The sequence below is a fragment of the Phenylobacterium sp. Root700 genome, assembly GCF_001429025.1.
In the GTDB taxonomy this organism is placed as follows: domain Bacteria; phylum Pseudomonadota; class Alphaproteobacteria; order Caulobacterales; family Caulobacteraceae; genus Phenylobacterium.
This window is the reverse complement of the sequence record NZ_LMHT01000007.1, coordinates 44121-64700: the sequence shown is the minus strand read 5'-3', so window position 1 is coordinate 64700 and position 20580 is coordinate 44121. Positions and strand designations below refer to the sequence as shown.

Annotated in this window: 21 protein-coding genes; 3 read left to right on the top strand and 18 right to left on the bottom strand. The window is 67.6% G+C overall.

The window, feature by feature from the left end; all coding sequences use genetic code 11:
* Positions 1 to 31 precede the first annotated feature (31 nt).
* A complete protein-coding gene (locus tag ASE02_RS02565) occupies positions 32 to 472 on the top strand; it encodes a hypothetical protein (protein ID WP_056730855.1) in 441 nt (146 codons plus the stop codon).
* A 51-nt stretch (positions 473 to 523) separates the two neighbouring features.
* Here ASE02_RS02565 and yaaA read toward each other — a convergent pair whose 3' ends face one another.
* From yaaA to ASE02_RS02540, 5 genes are read right to left on the bottom strand one after another with little or no spacing between them, the layout of a single operon-like run.
* Positions 524 to 1324 carry a peroxide stress protein YaaA gene (gene yaaA / locus ASE02_RS02560; protein WP_056730853.1) on the bottom strand — a complete coding sequence of 267 codons (801 nt, stop codon included), beginning with the start codon at positions 1322 to 1324 and terminating at the stop codon, positions 524 to 526.
* Between the two features lie 7 nt (positions 1325 to 1331).
* Entirely contained in the window at positions 1332 to 2741 is a 1410-nt protein-coding gene (locus ASE02_RS02555; RefSeq protein WP_056730851.1) for an FAD-binding oxidoreductase, read from the bottom strand.
* Between the two features lie 24 nt (positions 2742 to 2765).
* Positions 2766 to 3644, bottom strand: a complete 879-nt coding sequence (locus ASE02_RS02550; protein ID WP_235536599.1) for an L-threonylcarbamoyladenylate synthase — start codon at positions 3642 to 3644, stop codon at positions 2766 to 2768.
* Positions 3645 to 3661: 17 nt separating this feature from the next.
* Complete coding sequence (locus ASE02_RS02545; protein ID WP_056730847.1) at positions 3662 to 4942, bottom strand: YceI family protein; 1281 nt, start codon at positions 4940 to 4942, stop codon at positions 3662 to 3664.
* Between the two features lie 8 nt (positions 4943 to 4950).
* Complete coding sequence (locus tag ASE02_RS02540; protein WP_056730846.1) at positions 4951 to 5556, bottom strand: YceI family protein; 606 nt, start codon at positions 5554 to 5556, stop codon at positions 4951 to 4953.
* A 144-nt stretch (positions 5557 to 5700) separates the two neighbouring features.
* Here ASE02_RS02540 and ASE02_RS02535 point away from each other — a divergent pair, with 144 nt between their 5' ends.
* A complete protein-coding gene (locus tag ASE02_RS02535; protein ID WP_056730844.1) occupies positions 5701 to 7449 on the top strand; it encodes an acyl-CoA dehydrogenase in 1749 nt (582 codons plus the stop codon).
* Positions 7450 to 7557: 108 nt separating this feature from the next.
* Here ASE02_RS02535 and ASE02_RS02530 read toward each other — a convergent pair whose 3' ends face one another.
* Together ASE02_RS02530 and ASE02_RS02525 are read right to left on the bottom strand one after the other, a co-directional pair.
* On the bottom strand, positions 7558 to 8787 hold the full coding sequence (locus ASE02_RS02530; protein WP_056730842.1) for an esterase-like activity of phytase family protein: 1230 nt from the start codon (positions 8785 to 8787) through the stop codon (positions 7558 to 7560).
* Between the two features lie 83 nt (positions 8788 to 8870).
* Positions 8871 to 9353: a peroxiredoxin gene (locus ASE02_RS02525; RefSeq protein WP_056730840.1), complete on the bottom strand. Its 483-nt coding sequence runs from the start codon at positions 9351 to 9353 to the stop codon at positions 8871 to 8873.
* A 94-nt stretch (positions 9354 to 9447) separates the two neighbouring features.
* Between ASE02_RS02525 and ASE02_RS02520 the strand changes: the two genes are divergently transcribed.
* On the top strand, positions 9448 to 10038 hold the full coding sequence (locus ASE02_RS02520) for a YqgE/AlgH family protein (protein WP_056730839.1): 591 nt from the start codon (positions 9448 to 9450) through the stop codon (positions 10036 to 10038).
* On the opposite strand, the gene ASE02_RS02515 is transcribed toward ASE02_RS02520, so the two are convergent.
* From ASE02_RS02515 to ctaD, 11 genes are all read right to left on the bottom strand, one after another.
* Positions 10035 to 11696, bottom strand: coding sequence for a bifunctional diguanylate cyclase/phosphodiesterase (locus tag ASE02_RS02515; protein ID WP_056730838.1), 1662 nt, complete (start codon positions 11694 to 11696; stop codon positions 10035 to 10037). The genes ASE02_RS02520 and ASE02_RS02515 overlap by 4 nt on opposite strands.
* 60 nt (positions 11697 to 11756) lie before the next feature.
* Positions 11757 to 12368, bottom strand: coding sequence for a GNAT family N-acetyltransferase (locus ASE02_RS02510; protein ID WP_056730836.1), 612 nt, complete (start codon positions 12366 to 12368; stop codon positions 11757 to 11759).
* 40 nt (positions 12369 to 12408) lie between these two features.
* Positions 12409 to 13653: a pitrilysin family protein gene (locus ASE02_RS02505; RefSeq protein ID WP_056730834.1), complete on the bottom strand. Its 1245-nt coding sequence runs from the start codon at positions 13651 to 13653 to the stop codon at positions 12409 to 12411.
* Positions 13654 to 13672: 19 nt separating this feature from the next.
* Positions 13673 to 15067, bottom strand: a complete 1395-nt coding sequence (thrC, locus tag ASE02_RS02500) for a threonine synthase (RefSeq protein WP_056730832.1) — start codon at positions 15065 to 15067, stop codon at positions 13673 to 13675.
* Positions 15067 to 15792 carry an SURF1 family protein gene (locus ASE02_RS02495; RefSeq protein WP_056730830.1) on the bottom strand — a complete coding sequence of 242 codons (726 nt, stop codon included), beginning with the start codon at positions 15790 to 15792 and terminating at the stop codon, positions 15067 to 15069. Before ASE02_RS02495 ends, thrC begins: the two co-directional genes overlap by 1 nt.
* A complete protein-coding gene (locus tag ASE02_RS02490; protein WP_056730828.1) occupies positions 15785 to 16141 on the bottom strand; it encodes a DUF983 domain-containing protein in 357 nt (118 codons plus the stop codon). The genes ASE02_RS02495 and ASE02_RS02490 overlap by 8 nt, the downstream gene beginning before the upstream one ends.
* Before the next feature lie 9 nt (positions 16142 to 16150).
* Positions 16151 to 17026: a cytochrome c oxidase subunit 3 gene (locus tag ASE02_RS02485; protein ID WP_056730826.1), complete on the bottom strand. Its 876-nt coding sequence runs from the start codon at positions 17024 to 17026 to the stop codon at positions 16151 to 16153.
* Between the two features lie 75 nt (positions 17027 to 17101).
* Entirely contained in the window at positions 17102 to 17677 is a 576-nt protein-coding gene (locus ASE02_RS02480; protein WP_235536598.1) for a cytochrome c oxidase assembly protein, read from the bottom strand.
* Positions 17678 to 17720: 43 nt separating this feature from the next.
* Positions 17721 to 17873 (bottom strand): hypothetical protein, encoded by a 153-nt coding sequence (locus tag ASE02_RS22615; protein ID WP_200957595.1) that lies wholly within the window; start codon positions 17871 to 17873, stop codon positions 17721 to 17723.
* Positions 17874 to 18836: a heme o synthase gene (cyoE, locus tag ASE02_RS02475; RefSeq protein WP_369818513.1), complete on the bottom strand. Its 963-nt coding sequence runs from the start codon at positions 18834 to 18836 to the stop codon at positions 17874 to 17876.
* 85 nt (positions 18837 to 18921) lie between these two features.
* On the bottom strand, positions 18922 to 20577 hold the full coding sequence (gene ctaD / locus ASE02_RS02470) for a cytochrome c oxidase subunit I (protein WP_056730819.1): 1656 nt from the start codon (positions 20575 to 20577) through the stop codon (positions 18922 to 18924).
* Positions 20578 to 20580: the final 3 nt, after the last annotated feature.

The window sequence follows — 20580 nt, the reverse complement described above, 5'->3', positions numbered from 1 at the left end:
ACTGTGCGCAACAGACAAGGGAGAGTTTCGCGTGAGAACGATCCTTGTATCCGCCATCCTGGCCCTGACGATCGGTTCGTCCGCCCAGGCGCAGAACGCGGCCAGGACCTACGATCTCGGTCCGGTGTGGCAGGTCAGCTATATCGAGACCAAGCCCGGCATGTTCGACGACTACATGGCCTATCTGAACTCCACCTGGCGCAATATCCAGGAGATGGACAAGAAGAAGGGCGATGTCCTCGACTACCGGGTGCTCGCCGTCGAGACCCCGCGGGACGGCGAACCCGACGTGATCCTGCTGATCGAGTACAAGAACATGGCCGTCTTCGACCGCAGCCTCGACGAAGGCGACGCGATCATGACCACCGCCTTCGGCAGCGTGCCCAAGAGCAACCAGGCGGCAGTCTCGCGCGAGTCCATCCGCGTTCTGCGTGGCGGCCTTACCGCCCGCGAAATGAAGTTCAAGAAATAGGGTCGCCCCAGGACGGCGCCCGCCCCAGGTCGCCGTCCAGCCGCCAGGCGGCTAGATCTTCGATTTCTTCGTCGGCGCGACCAGCGCCGGCTGCGGACGAGAAAACACCCACTCGGTGTCGGTCGATGCGCTCTTCTGGAACCGGTAGCCCTCGGAGTCGAAGGCCCGCAGGTCATCGGCCTTCTCGATGCGATGATCGATGGCGTAGCGGGCCATCAGGCCCCGAGCCTTCTTGGCGTAGAACGAGATGATCTTCGAGGTCCCGTCCTTCTCCTCGAAGAACTTGGTCGTCACCACCGGGATCGTCAGCGCCTTCACCTTCACCGCGCCGAAATATTCCTGGCTCGCGCAGTTCACCAGGGTCGGGTCTTTCTGGCCGATCGTCGCGGCGTTGAGCGTCTGGGCGATCTTGTCGCCCCAGAAGTCATAGAGGCTCTCGCCGCGCTTGGTCTTGATCCGCACGCCCATCTCCAGCCGGTAGGCCTGGATGGCGTCCAGCGGCCGCAGCACGCCATAGAGGCCCGAGAGGATGCGGACATGCTCCTGGGCGAAGCTCAGCGCCTTCTTGTCCAGCTCACGCGCCTTCAGCCCGGAATAGACGTCGCCGTTGAAGGCGAAGGCGGCCTGCAGTCCGTCCTCCATGGCCGGGTCGAAGGCCTGGAAGCGCTCGCGGTTCAGGTCGGCCAGCTTGTCCGACAGCTCCATCATCCGCTTCAGGTCCGAGGCCTTCAGCTTCTTAGTGGTCTTGGCCAGTTCGGCGATGTCGGCGGCCATCTCCGGCGTGGTCGCGGAGACCGGGGTTTCCGGCCGCGTGAAATCCATCGCCTTGGCGGGTGAAATGACGATCAGCATGCGCGACTCAGAAGAGGACTCGCGGATTCATGATCCGCTTGGGGTCCAGGCTTTGCCGTATCGCCATCAGCGCCGCAACCTCGACCGGCGACTTGTAGCGCCGAGCCTCCTCGGTTTTCATCGAGCCTAGCCCGTGCTCGGCCGAGATCGACCCGCTCATCGAGGCCACGATGTCGTGGACGATCCGCGAGCCTTGCGCCCGCAGCGACGAATGCGCGGCGTCGTCGCCGCCGTCCGGGCGAATGACGTCGTAGTGGATGTTTCCGTCCCCGACATGGCCAAAGGCGGTGACCCGAGCGCCTGGAACCAGCGCCTCCATCCGCGCGGTCGCCAGGTTCAGGAACTCCGCCACGCGGCTGACCGGCACCGAGACGTCGTGTTTCCAGGTTGCGCCCTCGGGCTTCTGGCCGGGCGACTGGTTTTCGCGGATCGACCAGAAGGCCCTGGCCTGGGCCTGGTTCTGCGCCACCGCGGCGTCGCGGATCAGGCCGTCCTCCAGCGCCTTGCCCAGCAGCCGCTCCATGGCGCCTTCCGCCGCGCCGGGTTCGCCCGAGGCGATCTCGACCAGCACGTACCAGGGATGGATTTCGCTGAGCGGATCGCGCTGGTTCGCGATGTTCTTCAGCACGAACTCGATCCCGCGCCGGCCCATCAGTTCGAAGGCCTCGACCGCCCCGCCCGCCTCGTCCTTGGCCCGGACCAGCAGCTGGATGGCGGCCTCCGGCGTATCGACCGCGGCGATGGCGGTGGCGCGTGAGATCAGGATCGGGAACAGCTTCAGGCTGGCGGCGGTGACCACGCCCAGCGTGCCCTCGGCCCCGATCAGCAGCTGCTTGAGATCATAGCCGGTGTTGTCCTTGCGCAGCCGCTTCAGCCCGTTCCAGATCTCGCCATTGGGCAGCACGGCCTCTAGGCCCAGCACCAGGTCGCGGGTGTTGCCGTAACGCAGGACAGCGGTGCCGCCGGCGTTGGTCGAGACCACCCCGCCGATGGTGGCGGTGCCCTCGGACGCCAGGCCGAGCGGGAAGCGGCGGCCCTTGTCCAGCGCCGCCTCGTGCACCGCCGCCAGGGTGACGCCGGCCTCGGCGACGATCACGTCGTCAAAGGCGTCGATGTCGCGGATGGTCCGCAGGCGCTCGGTCGAGAGCAGGATTTCGCCCAAGGGAATTTGCCCGCCGACCAGGCCGGTGTTGCCGCCCTGCGGCGTGATCGGCACGCCGGCCTGCGCGCAGATGCCCACCACGGCGGCGACGTCCTGCGTGGTTTTCGGCAGGGCCAGCAGCGGGGTGTTTCCCTGCCAGCGGTCACGCCATTCGACCAGCTTGGGCGCCAGGCGCTCAGGGTCCTGGCTCCAGCCCCCCTCGCCCAGCACGGCCTTTAGTCGGGAGAGCACATCGGCGGGAACGGAGAGCGTCATGGGCGCGATCCTAGCCCCTGCGTCCTAGCCGACAAAGCCCGCCGCGCGCTTCAAACGGTCGTTGATCGCTTCGCCCAGCCCGTGGCCTGGGATCGGCGCGACGGCGATGGCGATGGGATCGGTGCGGTCGGCGTCGCGGAGATAGGCGAACAGCCGGGCGGCGGCTTCGCGCAGGTCGCTTGACGGGCTGAGGTTCCAGCGATGGTCGCCCGGTCCGAAGGCCAGGTAGGCCTCCCCCGGCTCGGGCGTCTCGACGTTCAGCCGCACCGGCGCCTTGGGCGAGTAATGGCGGGCCAGGCGTCCGGGCGAGCGCTTGGCGTCGGCCTCCGCCTCGGCCAGCGGCCCGATCAGCGCCTCGATCTCGGCGCGGGTCACTGAGCCAGGCCGCAGCAGGCGCGCCTCGTCCAGCAGGGCGACGACCGTGGATTCCAGCCCGACTTCGCACGGCCCGCCGTCGAGGGCGGCGGCGGCGCTGACGCCGGTCTCCTCCACCGCGTCGGCGAAGTTGGTCGGGCTCGGACGGCCCGAACGGTTGGCGGACGGCGCGACCACCGGGCCGCCGAACCGGGCCAGCAGGGCGTGGGCCATCGGGTGGCCGGGGACCCGCACCGCCACGGTGTCGAGCCCCGCACGCGCCAGATCGCAGACCGGAGTGTCAGGCGCGATCGGCAGGACCAGGGTCAGCGGCCCCGGCCAAAACCGTTCGGCCAGCTTGCGGGCGCGGTCGTCGAAGATCGCGATCTTCTCGGCGGCGGCCAGATCGGCCACGTGGCTGATCAGCGGATTGAACCTCGGCCGGCCCTTGGCCTCGAAGATCGCCGCCACCACCGCCGGGTCGGATGCGTCACCGGCCAGGCCATAGACCGTCTCGGTCGGCAAGATGACCAGGCCGCCCGCGCGCAGAGCGGCCTCGGCCGCGGCTAGCGCCGCTTGGCCGTCAGGTTGACGCTCACCTTCACGTCGGCCGGGATTTGATCGGTGCTCGTCCACTCGCCCTGTCCGACGCCAAAGGCTGTGCGGTCGAGGCTGGTTACACCGCTGACGCGCGCCTTGTCGCCTTCGATCTGCAAGCGGAACGGCAGGCGCAGCGGCTTGCTGACCCCGCGCAGGGTCAGGCGGCCGTGGGCGACATAGCGGTCGGCGCCGGTCTTCTCGAACTTGGTGGCCGTGAAGGTCGCCTTGGCGTGGCTGGCGACGTCGAACCAGTCGGCGCCCTTGAGCGACTCATCGCGCTGGGAGTCGCCGGAGACCGCCGAGGCGAGGTCGATGCTGACGCTGACCTTGGACTTGTCCAAGGCCTCGGGGCTGAAGACGATGTCGGCGGTCCAACGGTCGAACCGCCCCTCGATGGCCGAGCCGCCCCAGGAGGTGGCGAAGCCCAGCGTCGAGCCCTGGCTCACCGTCCAGGCGGAGGGCTCGCTGGACGCCGCTTCGGCGGCGGGCGTCGCAGCGGCCGGGTCAGCGGCCGTCGCCGCCGGGACCACGGGTGCCGCGACCTCGGCGGTCTCGATGGCCGCGGGCGGCGGCGGGAGCGGCTTGGAGGCCGGAACAGGCGGCCGGATCGTCTGCGCCGCCGCCATCACGCCCAGCGCCACGACGAAGATCGCGATCAGCCGCGGGTCCAGCCAACGGCCCGGCTTGGCGCCCGGCGCCATGTGGGCCAGCACCGGCTCCTCACGGCTAAACAGCTGATGCTTCAGCGCCCCAGCCACATGCAGCGCGATCAGCACATAGGCGCCCCAGGCCAAGGCCTCGTGCCCCAGATGGCCGACATCGTTCCAAGCGCTCTTGGCCGCCCCGGTCAGATGGGCCAGCCCGGGAACGTGCGGCCAAGGGACCACCCCATAGAGCAGGGTCGGAACCTGGATGCGGCTGGTGGAGACCATGATCCAGCCGGTGATCGGCATGCCGATCATGATCACGTAGAGGCCGACATGAGCGACCTTGGCAAGCCAACGCTCCCACGTCGCCATCCCGGCGGGCATCGGCGGCGGGCGATTGGCCAATCGCCAGGCTAGGCGGAGCAGGCTCAGCAACAGGATCGAGATCCCGACCGACTTGTGCAGCTGGATAAGGGCGAACCCCGACGGCGTGCGGCCATCCATCCGCCAGGCCAGGATCACCTGGAAGATGATCGCCGCTGCGATCAGCCAGTGCAGGACGATGGCGACGGTGCTGTAACGCGTACGAGGGCTCGACATCGTCGGGGTTATTTCCTGGTGAATTCGGCTTCGAACATCAGGTCGAGCTCGTCGCCTGTAAACTGACTTACTGCGGTGACGCCGAAGTCGGACCGCTTGATCTTCGTCGTGCCGGAGAAGCCGAGGCGGGTCCCCAGGCCCAACATCCCGGGACCGACGCCGTTGAAGACCACGTCCAGCGTCACCGGCCTGGTGACGCCGTGGAAGGTCAGGTCGCCAGTCACCGTGCCCTTCCCCTCCTGCCCCGCCACGGCGGTGGAGACGAAGGTGATGGCCGGATACTTGGCCGCATCGAAATAGTCGGGTCCGGCGATGGTCTTGTCGAAACTCGCCTGGCCGGTGTTGATTGAGGTCGGATCGACGGTGATCGTCACCTGGGTCGCCGTCCAGTTCGCTGGATCATAGGTAAAACCGCCGTCCAACCGATCGAAGCGCATGGTGTAGTGGGAAAAGCCCATGTGCGGGATCTTCACCAACAGGCTGGCGTGGTTCTTATCCAGAATGTACTGGCCAGCAGGAACCTTGGTCGGATCCTGACTATGCGGATCAGCCAGCGCCTGGGTCGAGCTCAACACCGCGATCACGACAGCGGCCATAGCGATGCGGATTGTCATTTCACCCTCCGGTGAAGCTCAAGGAGCGCAAATGGTCCAACGCGGCGGCGATGGAAAGACGCCAGACACCTCACGAAGCTGTGAAGGGTTGGAGTCGACCCCCAGCTTGCATTATGAAACTGAAATGCCCTCCGGAGCCCTGCAATGACTTTTCGTGCGCCTCTTCGTGACCTGACCCTCGCGCTCCAGACCGCAGGCCATCCGGCCCTCGTCGCCGCGGGCTTCCCAGAACTCGACGAAAATACGGTCGCCGCCATCCTGGAGGCCGCGGGCGCCTTCACCGAGGAACAGCTGGCTCCGCTGAACCGCAAGGGCGACCAGGTCGGCGCGCGCTATGAGAACGGCGCGGTCGTCTCCGCCCCCGGCTTCGCCGCCGCCTACCAGGCCTTCGTGGCCGGCGGCTGGAACTCGCTCTCGGCCGATCCCGAGCACGGCGGCCAGGGTCTGACCAAGGCCATGGAGCTGGCCGTCTTCGAGATGATCCAGGCCGCCAACATGGCCTTCGGCCTCTGCCCGATGCTGACCCAGGCCGCCATCGAGGCCCTGGCCCTGCATGGCGACGAGCGCCAGAAGCGGCTGGTCCTGCCCAAGCTGGTCTCCGGCGAATGGACCGGCACCATGAACCTGACCGAGCCGCAGGCCGGCTCGGACCTCGCCGCCGTCACCACCCGCGCCGAACCGGACGGCAAGGGCGGCTACCGCCTGACCGGGCAAAAGATCTTCATCACCTGGGGCGACCACGACGCGGCGGAGAACATCTGCCACCTGGTCCTCGCCCGGCTGCCAGACTCACCGCCCGGCGTGAAGGGCATCTCGCTGTTCCTGGCCACCAAGCGACTGGTCGACGACGAGGGCCAGCTGGGCGCCGCCAACGACCTGCGCGCCGGCTCCATCGAGCACAAGCTGGGCATCCACGGCTCGCCCACCTGCGTCATGCTGTTCGAAGGCGCCCAGGCCGAACTGGTCGGCGAGGTGAACAACGGCATCGCCCACATGTTCGTCATGATGAACGCCGCCCGCCTGCAGGTCGGGGTCCAGGGCGTAGCCATCGCCGAGCGCGCCTTCCAGCAGGCCCTGGCCTTCAGCCAGGAGCGCAAGCAGGGCCGCGCCGTCTGGTCGGCGGAGTATCCCGCCCCGCTCTACGGCCACCCGGACGTGCGCCGCAGCCTGCTGCTGATGAAGGCCAAGATCGAGGCCGCCCGCGCCATCTGCATGACCACCGGCGTGCTGGCCGACCAGGCGAACCTGGCCCCCACCGAAGCCGAGCGCACCACGGCGCGCCAACGCCAGGAACTGCTGACCCCGATCGCCAAGGCCTGGTCCACCGACATCGGGGTCGAGGTCGCCTCCATGGGTCTGCAGATCCACGGCGGCATGGGCTTCATCGAGGAGACCGGCGCGGCCCAGCACTACCGCGACGCCCGCATCGCCCCGATCTACGAAGGCACCAACGGCATCCAGGCCATCGACCTCGTCGGCCGCAAGGTTCCGATGGAGGGCGGCGGCGTGATGGACGCCCTCTGCGCCGAGATGCACGCCACCGTCGCCGAGTTGAAGGGCTCGGCCGCCCTGGCGAGCGTCGGCGCCCGCCTCGAGGTCGCGGTCGCGGCCCTGGAGCGCGCCACCGACTGGGTGCTGAACAACAAGGGCCCGAACGCCCTCGCCGGCGCCACCGCCTATCTGAAACTGGCCGGCGACGTCATCGGCGGCTGGATGCTGGCGCGCCAAGCCCTGGCCACCGCCCAAGGCGCCGACGACTGGTCGAAGAGCAAGTCGGCGCTCGCCCGCATCTACGCCAGCCAGGTCCTGGCCCAGGCCTCGGGCCTCGCCGACGGCGTGGTCGAGGGCGCGGCGGATCTGGAAGCCGTCGGGGCTGAGGCTCTGGGGGCTTAAGTCGCTCGACAGATGCNGAACGGCCGACTGAGGGGGACTTCGACTCCTATCGCAGGCCCCCTCCGTCGCGCTACGCGCGCCACCTCCCCCAACGGGGGAGGATCTGAACTACCGCAACACCGCCTTATCAAAGGTGATGCGGAAGAACCGGGTCTCCACCCCTTCGATCCCGAAGTCGTTGTCGTTGACCAGGATCAGCTCGCGATCCGACATCACGGCCATCCCCTCCAGATCGGCGCCGACCTCCGGGGCGTCGTCGGTCGAGAAGATCAGGGTCTTGGCCAGGACCGGAACCCCGGCGCCGGCCATGTCCTGCGGCTCCAGTTCCTCGATGGTCGGCCGGGTCGCGACGTCCAGGTGCTGGGGCGAGGCGCCCGGACCTGCCAGCTCGACCAGATAGACCTTCGCCGTCCTGGAAATCCGTTCCAGCACCAGTAGCCGGTCAGGGCCGATGCAGACCGTCTCACATATCTTCAGGTCACGGCGTTTGACGTCGCCCGCCGCCTTGTCGCGGCCGAAGCTTGAGGGCCGGTCGAACGGATAGACGTACTGCGCGGCCACCGCCCCGGTCGCCGCATCGAGCTTCCAGATCCGGGCATGACGCGAGCGCGCCTCGTCGTCGGCGAGATCGAGCGGGCTTTGGAAGCTGACATAGAGCCACGCCTCGTCGGGCGAGATCGACAACGCCTCGAAACCGCGGTTGAGCCGGCGGCGGACGGCGATGGCCGGCAGGATCGCCTCCAGCGGCGGATCGCACTCGCCGGTCACGCCCTGCGGCGTCCAGCGCGCCGTGACCACGCCCTGGGGGTCGATACGCATCAGCGAGGGACCGTATTCGTCGGCCGCCCAGAAGCCGCCCCCCCTCAGCGCGACCAGGCCCTCGGTGTCGGCGCCGCCGTCGGGCGCCAGCAGCGCGCCGTCCAAATCGAAGGTCGGCTCCATCTCCGCCTCGCCCCCGCCCGGCAGCGGCAGGCCCGACAGTAGCCGCCCGCCGGGCGTGCGCAGCGGCAGGGCGCGAACGAAGCTCACCACCCCGTCCTTCAGGCTGAGTTCGGCGATGGTCGGCCCGATGTCGGGGCGGGGCATGACCTTGGCCCCGTCGATCTCGGCAAGTTTGCGCAGGTGATCCAGGCCGTACTGTTCGACCGCCTGCTTGATCTTCAGGTTCGGACCCCGGTCGCCGATCGCCCAAAGCCGGTCCGGCGGATCGCCAGGGCGGCGGGCGAGGCCTGAGCCCAGGCCGAGGGTCACGCGCAGCACGCCGCGCGGCAGGGCGATCTGCGCCAGCACCTCGTCGCGCCAGGCCAGTCGCTCGATCTTGTATCCGTCACGGCTCATCGCGCCATTGGGCCCGACGCCGCGACCTTGTCCATGGCGCAGGTGATCCAGGCGGCGCGCGGTGGCGCCGCCTGGGCCAGGTGCTAGAGCTGGGCCAGCATGTAGTCGGCGGCCGAGACCTTGAATTCGCCAGGAGCCTCGACGTTCAGCTCCTTCACGACGCCGTCCTCGATGATCATCGAATAGCGCTGCGAGCGTTGGCCCATGCCGAACTTGGAGCCGTCCATCTCCAGGCCGATGGCCTTGGTGAAGTCGCCGTTGCCGTCGCCGAGCATCAGGATGGCGTCGCCCACCGACTGGCTTTCGCCCCAGGCCTTCATCACGAAGGCGTCGTTGACCGAGACGCAGGCGATGGTGTCGACGCCCTTGCCCTTGAAGTCGGCGACGTGATCCTTGAAGCCCGGCAGGTGCTTGGCCGAGCAGGTCGGGGTGAAGGCGCCCGGCACCGCGAACAGCGCGACCTTCTTGCCGGCGAAGATGTCGTCGGTGGACATGGGACGAGGACCTTCCGGCGTCCCCGCGGAGAAGGTGGCGGCGGGCAGTTTGTCGCCGACTTTGATGGTCATGGGTCTCTCTCCCTGATGAAGTTGGTTCACCAGATAACGTGGTCCGGCGTCGCTTCAACGTTCTTGTGTGAGTTCAAGACTTGAAAGCGCCGCGATGAAGGTCAAATTCCAGAATATGGACGACGGCGTTTTCCTCTCCGGCCAGATGCTGATCGCCATGCCTGGCATCGGCGACCCGCGTTTCGAACGCGCCCTGGTGCTGATCTGCGCCCATGACGAAAGCCACGCCATAGGCATCGCGGTGAACCGCCCGGTCGAGGGTCTGACCGTTCCCGACCTGCTGGGACGCCTGGAGGTCAGGTCGACGATCCAGATTCCGCCGGACCTCGTGCTGCTGGGCGGTCCTGTTGATCGCGAACGCGGCTTCGTCCTGCACACCGACGACTACACCTCCGGTGAGAACAGCCTGCCGATCCGCGAAGGTATTTCCCTGACCGCCACCCGCGAGGTGCTGGAGGCCATGGCCGGTCAGAGCCGCCCGCCCAGGCGCTCGCTGCTGGCGCTCGGTTACGCCGGCTGGGGGCCGGGCCAGTTGGAGCGCGAAATCCGCGAGAACGTCTGGCTGACCTGCGACGCGGACGAGACCCTGGTGTTCGGCGGCGACCACGAACAGAAGTGGACCAAGGCCCTGGCCAAGATCGGCGTCGACGCCCGGCTGCTCACCACGACGGCTGGGCGCGCCTAGCCGCGCGCCTTCACCGGCGCTGCGCCGTCCACATAGCTCTCGTTGAGATAGACCTCGGCCTCCTGCGGCGACAGCGCCGGCGCATAGCCGAAGCCCTGGCCGTAGTCGCAGCCGAGCGACAGCAGATGGCGGGCCATCTGCGCGTTCTCGACGCCCTCGGCGACCACTTCCAGATCCAGATCCTGGCCGAGCTTCACTACGGAGGAGACGATCTTCACCGAGCCTTCGTTGGTGGCCATGGTGCGTACGAAGTAGCGGTCGATCTTCAAGGTGTCGAAGGGCAGCCGCGTCAGGTAGCTGAGCGACGAGAAGCCGGTGCCGAAGTCATCGAGGGCGAGCGCGGCGCCCGCCTCGCGCAGGTTGCGCAGCACGACGGCGGCGCGATCAGGATCGCGCATGACGTCGCCTTCGGTGACTTCCAGCTTCAGCGCGCCCGGCGGCAGGCCGGTTTCGCGCCGAATGGCGATCACGTCGGAGATCAGGTCGGGGCGATCGATCTCGCCGGTCGAGAGGTTCACCGCCACGGTCAGTTCGCCGGCGGCCCGGTGATCACGGCGCCAGGTGGCGAGTTGATGGCCGGCCTGGCGCATCATCATCGCGCCCAGCTCGCTCATCAGGCCCATCTCTTCGCAGAGCGGCAGGAACTGATCGGGCGTCAGCAGGCCGCGACGCGGGTGGCGCCAGCGGACCAGGGCCTCGAACCCCGACAGGGCGCCGGTCGAGAGCCGCACGATGGGTTGGTAGAAGGGCACGATTTCGTTGCGGCCCATGGCGCCGCGCAGATCGCTCTCCAGGGCCAGGCGCGACAGCCCGTCGCTTTCCAGGCTCCGGCCATAGGCGGCGGCGCCGCCACGTCCGTTGCTCTTGGCGGACTCGACCGCCAGTTCGGCCCGGCGCAGCAGCTCGGCGGCCTCCGGGGCGTCCTCGCCGCCGACAGCCTCCACGGCGCCGATGGAGAGGGTGGGATGGATATCGAAGCCGGCGACGCGCAGCGGCTGCTCCAGCGCCTGACGCAGGGTCTCGGCGGCGGACGGACGCGAGGTCGGGGCCAGGACGGCGAACTCGTCCTCGCCGACCCGGGCCAGTAGAGCGTTCGGCGGGAAGGCGGCGGCCAGGCGCGAACCCAGCGCGGCCAGCACCAGGTCGGCGCGTTCGTGACCCAGCGCCTCGTTCAGGCGGCGCAGGCGGTCAAGGTCGGCCACCACCAGCTCATGCTGGCCGGGGCTTTGCAGGCGTTCGCGCGCGCGGGTGACGAAACTCTTGCGGTCGAGCAGGCCGGTGAGGCTGTCCAGGTCGGAGGCGGCGAACTTGACCTCGGGAGCGATCACGCCGGCGGCGCGCAGGCCGCCGTCCTCAAGCCAGACGCCGCGCCAGATGCAGACCCCGCCGCCGCGCATGCGCAGGCGCACGGCGATCTCCGAGCCCGGTTCCTGGACACGCAGCATATCCTCGGCCAGCGCGCGATCCGGCGGCAGGGCCAAGGCGCGGATAGCCGCGGATGAACATTCAGGGGCGAGCGGCCCAAGGCCGAGCGCGCGGGACGCGCCAGTCAAGCGCAGACGATCCTTCTCCGGCTCCCAGAGCCAGAGAACTACGTCGGCCGCGCCCAACGCTTCAAGCGTCGTGGTGGCGTCCCAGCTCCAACGATCGTTCGGCATCGCCTCAAGACGCTACAGGTCAACGCGCCGCCGAGCGGGCCCGGCGTTTTGCCGATCGCGCTAAACAGACACTCCATCGCCCGGCCCCTCATGCGCCTGCAAAGGCGACACAAGACCGAACAACACATGGTCTCGCCAAACGCCGTTAATTTTCAGATAAGCCTCCGCGAGCCCCTCCTCGCGAAACCCGGCGCGGTTGAGCAATCTGCGGGACGCATCGTTGTGCGGAAGGCAGGCCGCTTCCAGCCGATGCAGGGCCAGGGTGCGAAAGGCGAAGACGCTCAGCGACCGCACGGCGGCGAGCGTTTGGCCTTGCCGTGCAAAGGGTTGACCGCACCAGTAGCCCACCGAACCCATCTGGGCGACGCCGCGGCGAACGTTTGAAAGCGTGATCCCGCCGGTCAGGGCGTCGTCCCGAGTCCGGAAAACAAAAAAAGGAAACGCGGTCCCCGCTTCCCGATCACGGGAATAGGCGGTCAGTCTGCGGCGGAAGGCCGCACGGGTCAGGTCGTCGGCCGGCCAGGTCGGCTCCCACGGTTGCAGGAAATCGCGCGACTGGGCGCGCAGCTCGCGCCACTCGGCGAAGTCGGCGGCGCGCGGCGGCCGCAGGCGAACCCCGTCGCCCTCGATCCGCAGCCCACTTTCCGGGGCGATCCAATCCAACAAGGCCATAGCGCAAGGTCACGGGAATGAGTGGCCGGCGTCAAGCCGGTTAGGCGAACAGCGCCCGCTCGAACGCCTCGGCGGCCTTCAGGGCGCTCTTGGGGCCCAGGACGCTCACCGCGCAAAGGCGCGGGGCCAGGATCTGCTCGCCCAGGGCGATCAGGTCCTGCGCGGTCACGGCGTCGATCTGCGCGGCGAGGTCGGACGTCGCCAAGGTCTCGCCGAACAGCAGCACCTGGGCGGCGGCCTGTTCGGAGCGTGACAGCGGCTGTTCGCGGGCCATGAACATCGAGGCCTTGAGCTGGGCCTTGGCGCGGGAGAGTTCTGCGGGCTCGATACGGCTCGCCATGCCCTGGACCTCGCCGGCGGCCACGCGGGCCAGCTCGGCGGCGTCCTTGGCCGCGCAACCGGCGAAAATCCCCAACACGCCGGTGTCGGCGTAGGTCTCGGAATAGGCGTCGACAGCATAGGCCAGGCCGCGCTTCTCGCGAGCTTCCTGGAACAGCCGCGAGGCCATGCCCCCGCCGAGGATTTCGGCATAGAGGCGCATGGCGAAATAGGCTTCGTCACGAACGCCCACGGCCGGCAGCAGGAAGACCAGATTGGCCTGCTCCAGCGCCTTCGAGGTCGCGCGCCGGCCGCCGGTGAAGGCCGCCGTCGGCGGAACCGCCGCGCCCTCCCCCGCCGCGCCGCCGAAATCGCGTTCGGCCAGGGCCAGCAGTTCGGTCTCGTCCACCGCGCCGGAGGCCGCGATGACCAGGCTGTCCGGCGCATAGAGCGCCGCGCGCCAGGCCGACAGCGTCTCGACGCTCGCCCGGGCGATGGACTCGTCGGTGCCCAGGATCGGCCGGCCCAGCGGCTGATCGCCAAAGGCGACTTCCTGCGCCATCTCGAAGACGTGGTCGTCGGGCGTATCGGCCGCTTCGGCGATCTCCTGGCCGACCACCTGGATTTCGCGGACGAGGTCGCCGGCGTCCATGGTCGGGCGCAGCACCAGGTCGGCGAGCACCGAGGAGCCGAGATCCAGGCCGCCCTTCAGGGCGCGGATCTGGAAACTGGTGCGCTCATAGCCGGTGGCCGCGTTGATCTGGCCGCCCTCGGCCTCGATCACCTCGACGATGTCGCGTGCCGACCGCTCGCCCGCGCCCTTGAAGACCATATGCTCCAGCAGGTGGGACCAGCCGGAGCGGGCCTCGTCCTCGGACCGCGCGCCCCGGCCGGCGACAACCGACAGAGCCAGGGTTTCAAGTCCATCAATGGGGTCGCAAACGACGCGAACCCCATTCTTCAGCATGTGGACGGTGGGCAGTGGGTCAGCCTTCGGCAAAGGCCATGACGTAGGCCTTGATGGTGTCGGCGTCGGCGGGCAGCCGATCGAACCGCTCTTCCTTACCAGCAAGATGGGCCGCGGTCCTCGGCATGACAGGGGTCTCGCCCGTCGCCGCTTCCACGGTGTCGGGGAACTTCGCCGCATGGGCGGTCGACAGCACCACGATCGGGGCGTCGGTGACGCCGCGCGCCCGCTGCATGCCGGCCACGCCGACGGCGGTGTGCGGATCGATCAGTTCGCCGGTCTCACGCAGGGTGGCCATGATGGTGCGGGTCGTGTCGCCCTCGCCGATCGTCACGCCGGTGAAGGTCTCGCGCATGGTGGCCAGCGCCTGGGGCGGGATGTCCATGCCGCCGGTCTCGGCGAAAGCGGCGAAGGCGCGGGCCGTCTCGATCCCGTCGCGGCGCACGCACTCGAAATAGAGCCGCTCGAAGTTCGAGGCCGACTGGATGTCCATGGCCGGCGACTGGGTCGGCGCGGTCACGCCCCGGACATAGCGGCCTTCCTCGAAGGCGCGGGCCAGGATGTCGTTGGAGTTGGTGGCGATGATGATCCGCGCGATAGGCAGCCCCATGCGCTTGGCCACGAAGCCCGCGAAGCCGTCGCCGAAATTGCCCGACGGCACGGCGAAGGCGATCTCACGATGCGGCGCGCCCAGCGCCACGGCGCTGGTGAAGTAATAGACGCTCTGGGCGACGATGCGGGCGAAGTTGATCGAGTTGACCGCCGACAGGCCGACGGCCTGCTTGAGGGCCGCGTCCTGCAACGAGGTCTTCAGGATCGCCTGACAATCGTCGAAGTCGCCGGCCACCGCCACGCAGCGGACATTGTCCTCGGCGGCCGTGGTCATGAAGCGGCGCTGGACCTCGGAGATCCGGCCGTCCGGGAACATCACCACGATCTTGGTGTTGGCCCGGCCACGGAAGGCCTCGACGGCTGCGCCGCCGGTGTCGCCCGACGTGGCGCAAAGGATGGTCTGGGTGCGCTTCTGGGCGCCCAGCACGTGGTCGGACAGCCGGGCCAGCAGTTGCATGGCCACGTCCTTGAAGGCCAGGCTCGGCCCGTGGAACAGCTCGGCCATGAACCCGCCCGGCGCGATCTGGCGCACCGGCACGACGGCGGCGTGGGTGAAGCTGGCATAGGCCTCGGCGCACATGTCGCCCAGAACCTCGTGCGGGATCTCGTCGCCGACGAAGCGCGCCAGGACCTCGGTGGCCACGTGGTGATAGGGCTTGCCGGCGAAGGCCGCGATTTCGTCTCGGCTGAAGGTCGGCCATTCCTCGGGCACATAGAGCCCGCCATCAGGCGCCAAGCCTGAGAGAACCGCATCGATGAAGCCGACGGAGGGCGATTCCCCCCGCGTGGAGACATACCGCATCAGGTCTTCCGTCTACGCCAAAGCATGGCGACATAAACGCCGACCAGAGACGCGGCAAGACCGAACCAGGTCAGGGCGTATTCCAGGTGGCGGTTGGAGATTTCAGCCGGGAGCGGCGCAGGATCGAGCGCCTTCCACTCCGGGTTCGAGGATGTTTCGGCCATCAGCACCAGCGGCGCCGGGGCGTCGGCGCTCAGCGCCTTGGCCATGGCCGGGACGTCGCGGACGTACCAGCGATTGGCGGCCACGTCGTTCGGCGGGCTGACGAAGTTGCCCGGCTCGGGAACCCGCAGCACACCGGTGATGGTGATCGGGGTCCGGTCGGAAACGTTCACGCGCGGGCGGGCCGACACCGTCTCGTCGACGAAGCCCCGGTCGACCAGGATGCTGCGATAACGGCCGCCCGCGATGTGGCAGGCCGAGACCAGGCGCGCGCCCGGCTGGCCGTCGCGGACCGAATAGAGTTGGACATAGGGCGCGCTGGCGAGCCCGGGGCATTCCAGCTGGACGCGGGCGAAGTCGAGATCGGCGCCGACGCTCATCTGCTCCATGGCCGCGATGCCCGGCTTGGCGGGCGCGGCTTGCAGCGCCGCGACGCGCGCCAGCAGGCCTTCCTTCCAGGCCAGCCGCTTGAGCTGCCACGAACCGAGCCCGACCAGGATGGCGAGGGAAATCGCCACCGCGATCGTCAGACCCACCGGGAAGCGGCGAGCGCGATCAGTCATGGCGGGCTTCCGAAGCGTTGTTGGAGAACTGAGCCGCCAGCATCACGCCCTTCAGTGGGCGGAGCAGACCCAGGCAGACGCCGAGGGTCAGGGGCAGGAAGATGACGATATGCACCCAGATAGGGGGCGAGAACTTGAGCTCGGTGAAGAGCATCAGGAAGGCGCAGAAGAAACCCGCGATCAGGATCACGAAGACCGCGGGGCCATCTCCAGAGTCGGCCTTGGCCAGGTCGTATCCGCAAGACGCGCATTTCGGCGCGACCTTGAGGAAGCCTTCAAAGAGTCGCCCCTCTCCGCAGTTCGGGCAGCGGCCGCGTAGGCCCGCCAAAAGCGGATTGGGGTTACTCATGACTCGGGCCTAGTGGCCGGCTCCGCCGAACACCACGTAGATGAAGGCGAACAGGAAGAGCCAGACCACGTCGACGAAGTGCCAGTACCAGGCGGCGGCTTCGAAGCCGAAATGCTTCTGCGGGGTGAAACCGCCACGCAGCAGACGGATCAGGCAAACCGCCAGGAAGATGGTGCCGATCAGCACGTGGAAGCCGTGGAAGCCGGTCGCCATGAAGAAGGACGAACCATAGAGGCCCGAGTTGGCCTGGCCTTCACCGCCGAAGAAGTACTTGTGCTCCAGGATGTGGTGATACTCGTAAGCCTGGATACCGGTGAAGATCGCGCCGAGGATGATCGTCAGGATCAGCGCCAGCTTCGTGCCCTTGCGGTCGCCCTGCTGCAGCGCGTGGTGCGCCCAGGTGACCGTGGTGCCCGAGAGCAGCAGGGTCAGGGTGTTCAGCAGCGGCAGGTTCCAGGCCGGGACGGTCTCGATGCCGGCCGGCGGCCAGGTGGCCCAGGCGGCGCGAACTTCCTCGATGGACGACAGGGTCCGGTGCTCATGGAAGAGCGCCATTTCGAAGAAGATCCAGAACCAGGCGACGAAGAACATCACTTCGGAAGCGATGAACATGATCATGCCGTAGCGCAGGCCGATCGACACGACCGGCGTGTGGTCGCCCGCCTTGGATTCCTTGATCACGTCCGACCACCAGCCGTACATGGTGTAGAGCACGCCGGCGAGGCCGGCGAAGAACACCCACGGGAAGTGTTGCGGCAGGCCGAACAGGCCCTTCATCCAGATCACACCGCCGATCGCCATCATGACGGCGGAGGCGGAACCCACGAGCGGCCAAGGGCTCGGAGGCAGCAGGTGGTAGTCGTGCTTGACTTCGCCGTGGGCCATTTCGGACCTAACCCCTCTCAGATATCACAGACGCCGTCCCCTCTCTCGAGCCGGCGAAAGACAATTTGCGTGACGCTATAGCCCCGCCTTGGCGGTTACGCCAAGGGCGGAAGGATGGTTTGTCGTCGAGGCGTCGGCGCGCCGTTCAGCGCGCTCGGCTTCGACCGACGGATAGAAGGTGTAGGAGAGGGTGACCTCGCCCTTGCCCTTGGTCTCGAAGTCCTCGGCGAATTTCGGATCTACGAAATAAACCACAGGAAATTCAATCGTTTCTCCGGCCGGAATGGTTTGGTCGGAGAAGCAGAAGCACTCGAGCTTCTGGAAATAGGCGCCGGCGGATTCCGGAACGACGTTATAGACCGCGCGTCCGGTGATCGGCTTGTCGCCGTTGTTGGTGACCTTGAAGAAGGCCAGACCCGTCTCGCCGATTCGCACGTTCTGCGTCGTCTGCTCGGCGGTGAACTTCCACGGCAGGTCGCGGACATTGGCGTCGAAGCGGATCAGCAGCTTGCGGTCCAGCACCTTGTCCGGCGCGACCTCGGCCTTGCGGATGGTCCCGTCGAAGCCGGTGACCTGGCAGAAAGCCTTGTAGAGCGGCACCGACGCGAACGACGCGCCGACCATGAGCACGAACCCGGCGCCGCAGATCATCGCGACCTTGGCGTTGCGCTTGGCCTGGGGCGTGGGCTCCGGCTTAGAGCGGTCGTAGGCCAACATTGCCTCCCATACGCACGACGGTCACCACGAAGACCAGGACGACGAACAGCACCAGGCCGAGCGCCAGCGCGATGTTGCGACCGCGGCGCGCACGCGCCTCGACGGTGGGATCGGGCGTAGGCTCGCTCACTTACAGCACTCCGACGGGGGGCAGGCCCAGCGCATGCTCGGCCAGCAGCGTCGCAAACAACAGGGTCAGGTAGAGGATCGAAAAGGCGAACAGGTTGCGGGCGTCCTTGGAGCCGCCCTTCACGTCATAGAGGCCGTCGTCGTTGCGCTCGCCCGCGGCCTCGCCGGCGCGGCTCTTGAACACCCGCCAGGCCAGGACCAGGAAGACCAGGCCGCCCAGTCCGGCGACCGCCAGATAGGTCAGGCCGCCCAGATGGGTGAAGACCGGCACGATGCACAGCGGCACGAACAGCAGGCTGTAGATCAGGATCTGCTTGCGGGTGGAGGCCGCGCCCGCCGTCACCGGCATCATCGGCACGCCGGCCTTCTCGTAGTCCTCGCTGGTGTAGAGCGACAGCGCCCAGAAGTGCGGCGGCGTCCACATGAAGATGATCGCGCACAGCAGCCAGGCGTTCAGCGGAACGCTCCCAGCCGCCGCGGCCCAGCCGATGACCGGCGGCAAGGCGCCGGCCAGACCGCCGATGACGATGTTCTGGGGCGTCGAGCGCTTCAGCCACATCGTATAGACGACGGCGTAGAAGAAGATGGTGAAGGCCAGCAGGCCGGCGGCCAGCCAGTTGGTGGTCATGCCGAGCAGCATCACCGAGAACATCGACAACACCCCGCCCAGGGCGAGCGCGTCGGAACCCTGGACCTTGCCCGAGGGCACCGGACGGGCGCGCGTGCGGCGCATCTTGGCGTCGATGTCGGCGTCGTACCACATGTTGAACGAGGCCGAGGCGCCGGCCCCGACCGCGATGCAGAAGATGGCGATCGCGCCCAGGATCGGGTTCACCGAGGAGTCGGCGCAGACCAGTCCGGTGATCGCGGTGAAGATCACCAGCGACATCACGCGCGGCTTCAGCAGCTGGACATAGTCCTGCCACCGCGGCGGCGCGCTCGGGCGTGAAAGGGCTGGCGACATGGCCATCAAGATACTCTCAAAACGACTAAAGGGCGCGTGCTGGATTGTCCCAGCCCGCGCCCCTGAAGTCTTTGGCGAGCTGGACCTAGTGAAGGTCCGGCTTCACCACCGGCAGTTCGTTGAACTGGTGGAACGGCGGCGGCGAGGACAGGGTCCACTCCAGCGTCGTTGCGCCTTCACCCCACGGATTGGCTTCGGCCTTGCGGCGGAAGATCGCGGCTTCGATGAGGACGATCAGGAAGATCACCACGGCCACCAAGGTCACGACGTAGCCGATCGACGACACGTGGTTCCACAGGGTGAACGCCTCCGGATAGTCGATATATCGGCGCGGCATGCCCTGAAGACCCAGGAAGTGCTGCGGGAAGAAGATCAGGTTCACGCCGACGAACATGACCCAGAAGTGCAGCTGGCCGAGCCACTCGCGGTACTTCACCCCCCAGATCTTCTCGAACCAGTAGTAGAAGCCCGCGAAGATCGCGAACACGGCGCCGAGGCTGAGCACGTAGTGGAAGTGGGCCACGACGTAATAGGTGTCGTGCAGGCTGTAGTCGATGCCGGCGTTGGCCAGGACGACGCCGGTGACGCCGCCGACCGTGAACAGGAAGATGAAGCCCATCGCCCAGAGCATCGGCGTCTTGAAGTCGATGGAACCGCCCCACATCGTGGCGATCCAGGAGAAGATCTTCACGCCGGTGGGCACCGCGATGACCATGGTGGCCGCCACGAAGTAGGCGCGCAGATTGATGCTCATGCCGACGGTGTACATGTGGTGCGCCCACACGACGAAGCCGATGAACCCGATGGCCACCATGGCGTAGGCCATGGCGAGGTAGCCGAAGATGGGCTTGCGCGAGAAGGTCGACACGATGTGGCTGATGATGCCGAAGCCTGGCAGGATCAGGATGTACACTTCCGGGTGACCGAAGAACCAGAACAGGTGCTGGTACATGACGGGGTCGCCGCCGCCGGCCGCATCGAAGAAGTGGGTGTTAAAGTTCCGGTCCGTCAGCAGCATGGTGATCGCGCCGGCCAGGACGGGCAGCGAGAGCAGCAGCAGGAAGGCGGTGATCAGCACCGACCAGGCGAACAGCGGCATACGGTGCAGGGTCATGCCCGGCGCGCGCATGTTGAAGATCGTGGTGATGAAGTTGATCGCACCGAGGATCGACGAGGCGCCGGCGAGGTGGAGCGCGAGAATGGCGCAATCCATGGCCGGGCCGGCGTGGCCGGAGGTCGAGAGCGGCGGATAAGCCGTCCAACCACCACCGAAGCCCTTACCCGGACCGCCGTCGACGAACATCGACACCAGCAGCAGGATCCAGGCGGCGACCAGCAGCCAGAACGAGATGTTGTTCATCCGCGGGAACGCCATGTCCGGCGCGCCGATCATCAGCGGCACGAACCAGTTCCCGAACCCGCCGATCATGGCGGGCATGACCATGAAGAAGATCATGATCAGGGCGTGGGCGGTGACCACGGCGTTGTAGCCGTGCTTGGACTGCTCAACGAGACCCAGAAGCTGGATCGAGGAGCCTTCCTTGAAGATCTGAATGCCCGGCTCGGCCAGTTCCCAACGGATCAGGCCCGAGAGAGCGCCGCCCACCAGGCCCGCCATGATGGCGAACAGCAGGTAGAGCGTGCCGATGTCCTTGTGGTTCGTGGAGAAGAACCAACGAGCGATGAAGCCGGGTTTATGATCGGCTTCGTCGTGATGATCGTGAGCTGCGGCTTGTGCCATCGT

Bases quoted from the DNA above. Each gene is read 5' to 3' on its own strand.
- ASE02_RS02535 (WP_056730844.1), top strand. From the start codon at position 5,701: ATGACTTTTCGTGCGCCTCTTCGTGACCTGACCCTCGCGCTCCAGACC.
- yaaA (WP_056730853.1), bottom strand. From the start codon at position 1,324: ATGCTGATCGTCATTTCACCCGCCAAGGCGATGGATTTCACGCGGCCG.
- ASE02_RS02490 (WP_056730828.1), bottom strand. From the start codon at position 16,141: ATGAGTAACCCCAATCCGCTTTTGGCGGGCCTACGCGGCCGCTGCCCG.
- cyoE (WP_369818513.1), bottom strand. From the start codon at position 18,836: ATGTCGCCAGCCCTTTCACGCCCGAGCGCGCCGCCGCGGTGGCAGGAC.
- ASE02_RS02480 (WP_235536598.1), bottom strand. From the start codon at position 17,677: ATGATCTGCGGCGCCGGGTTCGTGCTCATGGTCGGCGCGTCGTTCGCG.
- ASE02_RS02515 (WP_056730838.1), bottom strand. From the start codon at position 11,696: ATGCCGAACGATCGTTGGAGCTGGGACGCCACCACGACGCTTGAAGCG.
- ASE02_RS02530 (WP_056730842.1), bottom strand. From the start codon at position 8,787: ATGAGCCGTGACGGATACAAGATCGAGCGACTGGCCTGGCGCGACGAG.
- ctaD (WP_056730819.1), bottom strand. From the start codon at position 20,577: ATGGCACAAGCCGCAGCTCACGATCATCACGACGAAGCCGATCATAAA.
- thrC (WP_056730832.1), bottom strand. From the start codon at position 15,067: ATGCGGTATGTCTCCACGCGGGGGGAATCGCCCTCCGTCGGCTTCATC.
- ASE02_RS02545 (WP_056730847.1), bottom strand. From the start codon at position 4,942: ATGTCGAGCCCTCGTACGCGTTACAGCACCGTCGCCATCGTCCTGCAC.
- ASE02_RS02485 (WP_056730826.1), bottom strand. From the start codon at position 17,026: ATGGCCCACGGCGAAGTCAAGCACGACTACCACCTGCTGCCTCCGAGC.
- ASE02_RS02540 (WP_056730846.1), bottom strand. From the start codon at position 5,556: ATGACAATCCGCATCGCTATGGCCGCTGTCGTGATCGCGGTGTTGAGC.
- ASE02_RS02520 (WP_056730839.1), top strand. From the start codon at position 9,448: ATGAAGGTCAAATTCCAGAATATGGACGACGGCGTTTTCCTCTCCGGC.
- ASE02_RS02510 (WP_056730836.1), bottom strand. From the start codon at position 12,368: ATGGCCTTGTTGGATTGGATCGCCCCGGAAAGTGGGCTGCGGATCGAG.
- ASE02_RS02525 (WP_056730840.1), bottom strand. From the start codon at position 9,353: ATGACCATCAAAGTCGGCGACAAACTGCCCGCCGCCACCTTCTCCGCG.
- ASE02_RS02555 (WP_056730851.1), bottom strand. From the start codon at position 2,741: ATGACGCTCTCCGTTCCCGCCGATGTGCTCTCCCGACTAAAGGCCGTG.
- ASE02_RS02505 (WP_056730834.1), bottom strand. From the start codon at position 13,653: ATGCTGAAGAATGGGGTTCGCGTCGTTTGCGACCCCATTGATGGACTT.
- ASE02_RS02495 (WP_056730830.1), bottom strand. From the start codon at position 15,792: ATGACTGATCGCGCTCGCCGCTTCCCGGTGGGTCTGACGATCGCGGTG.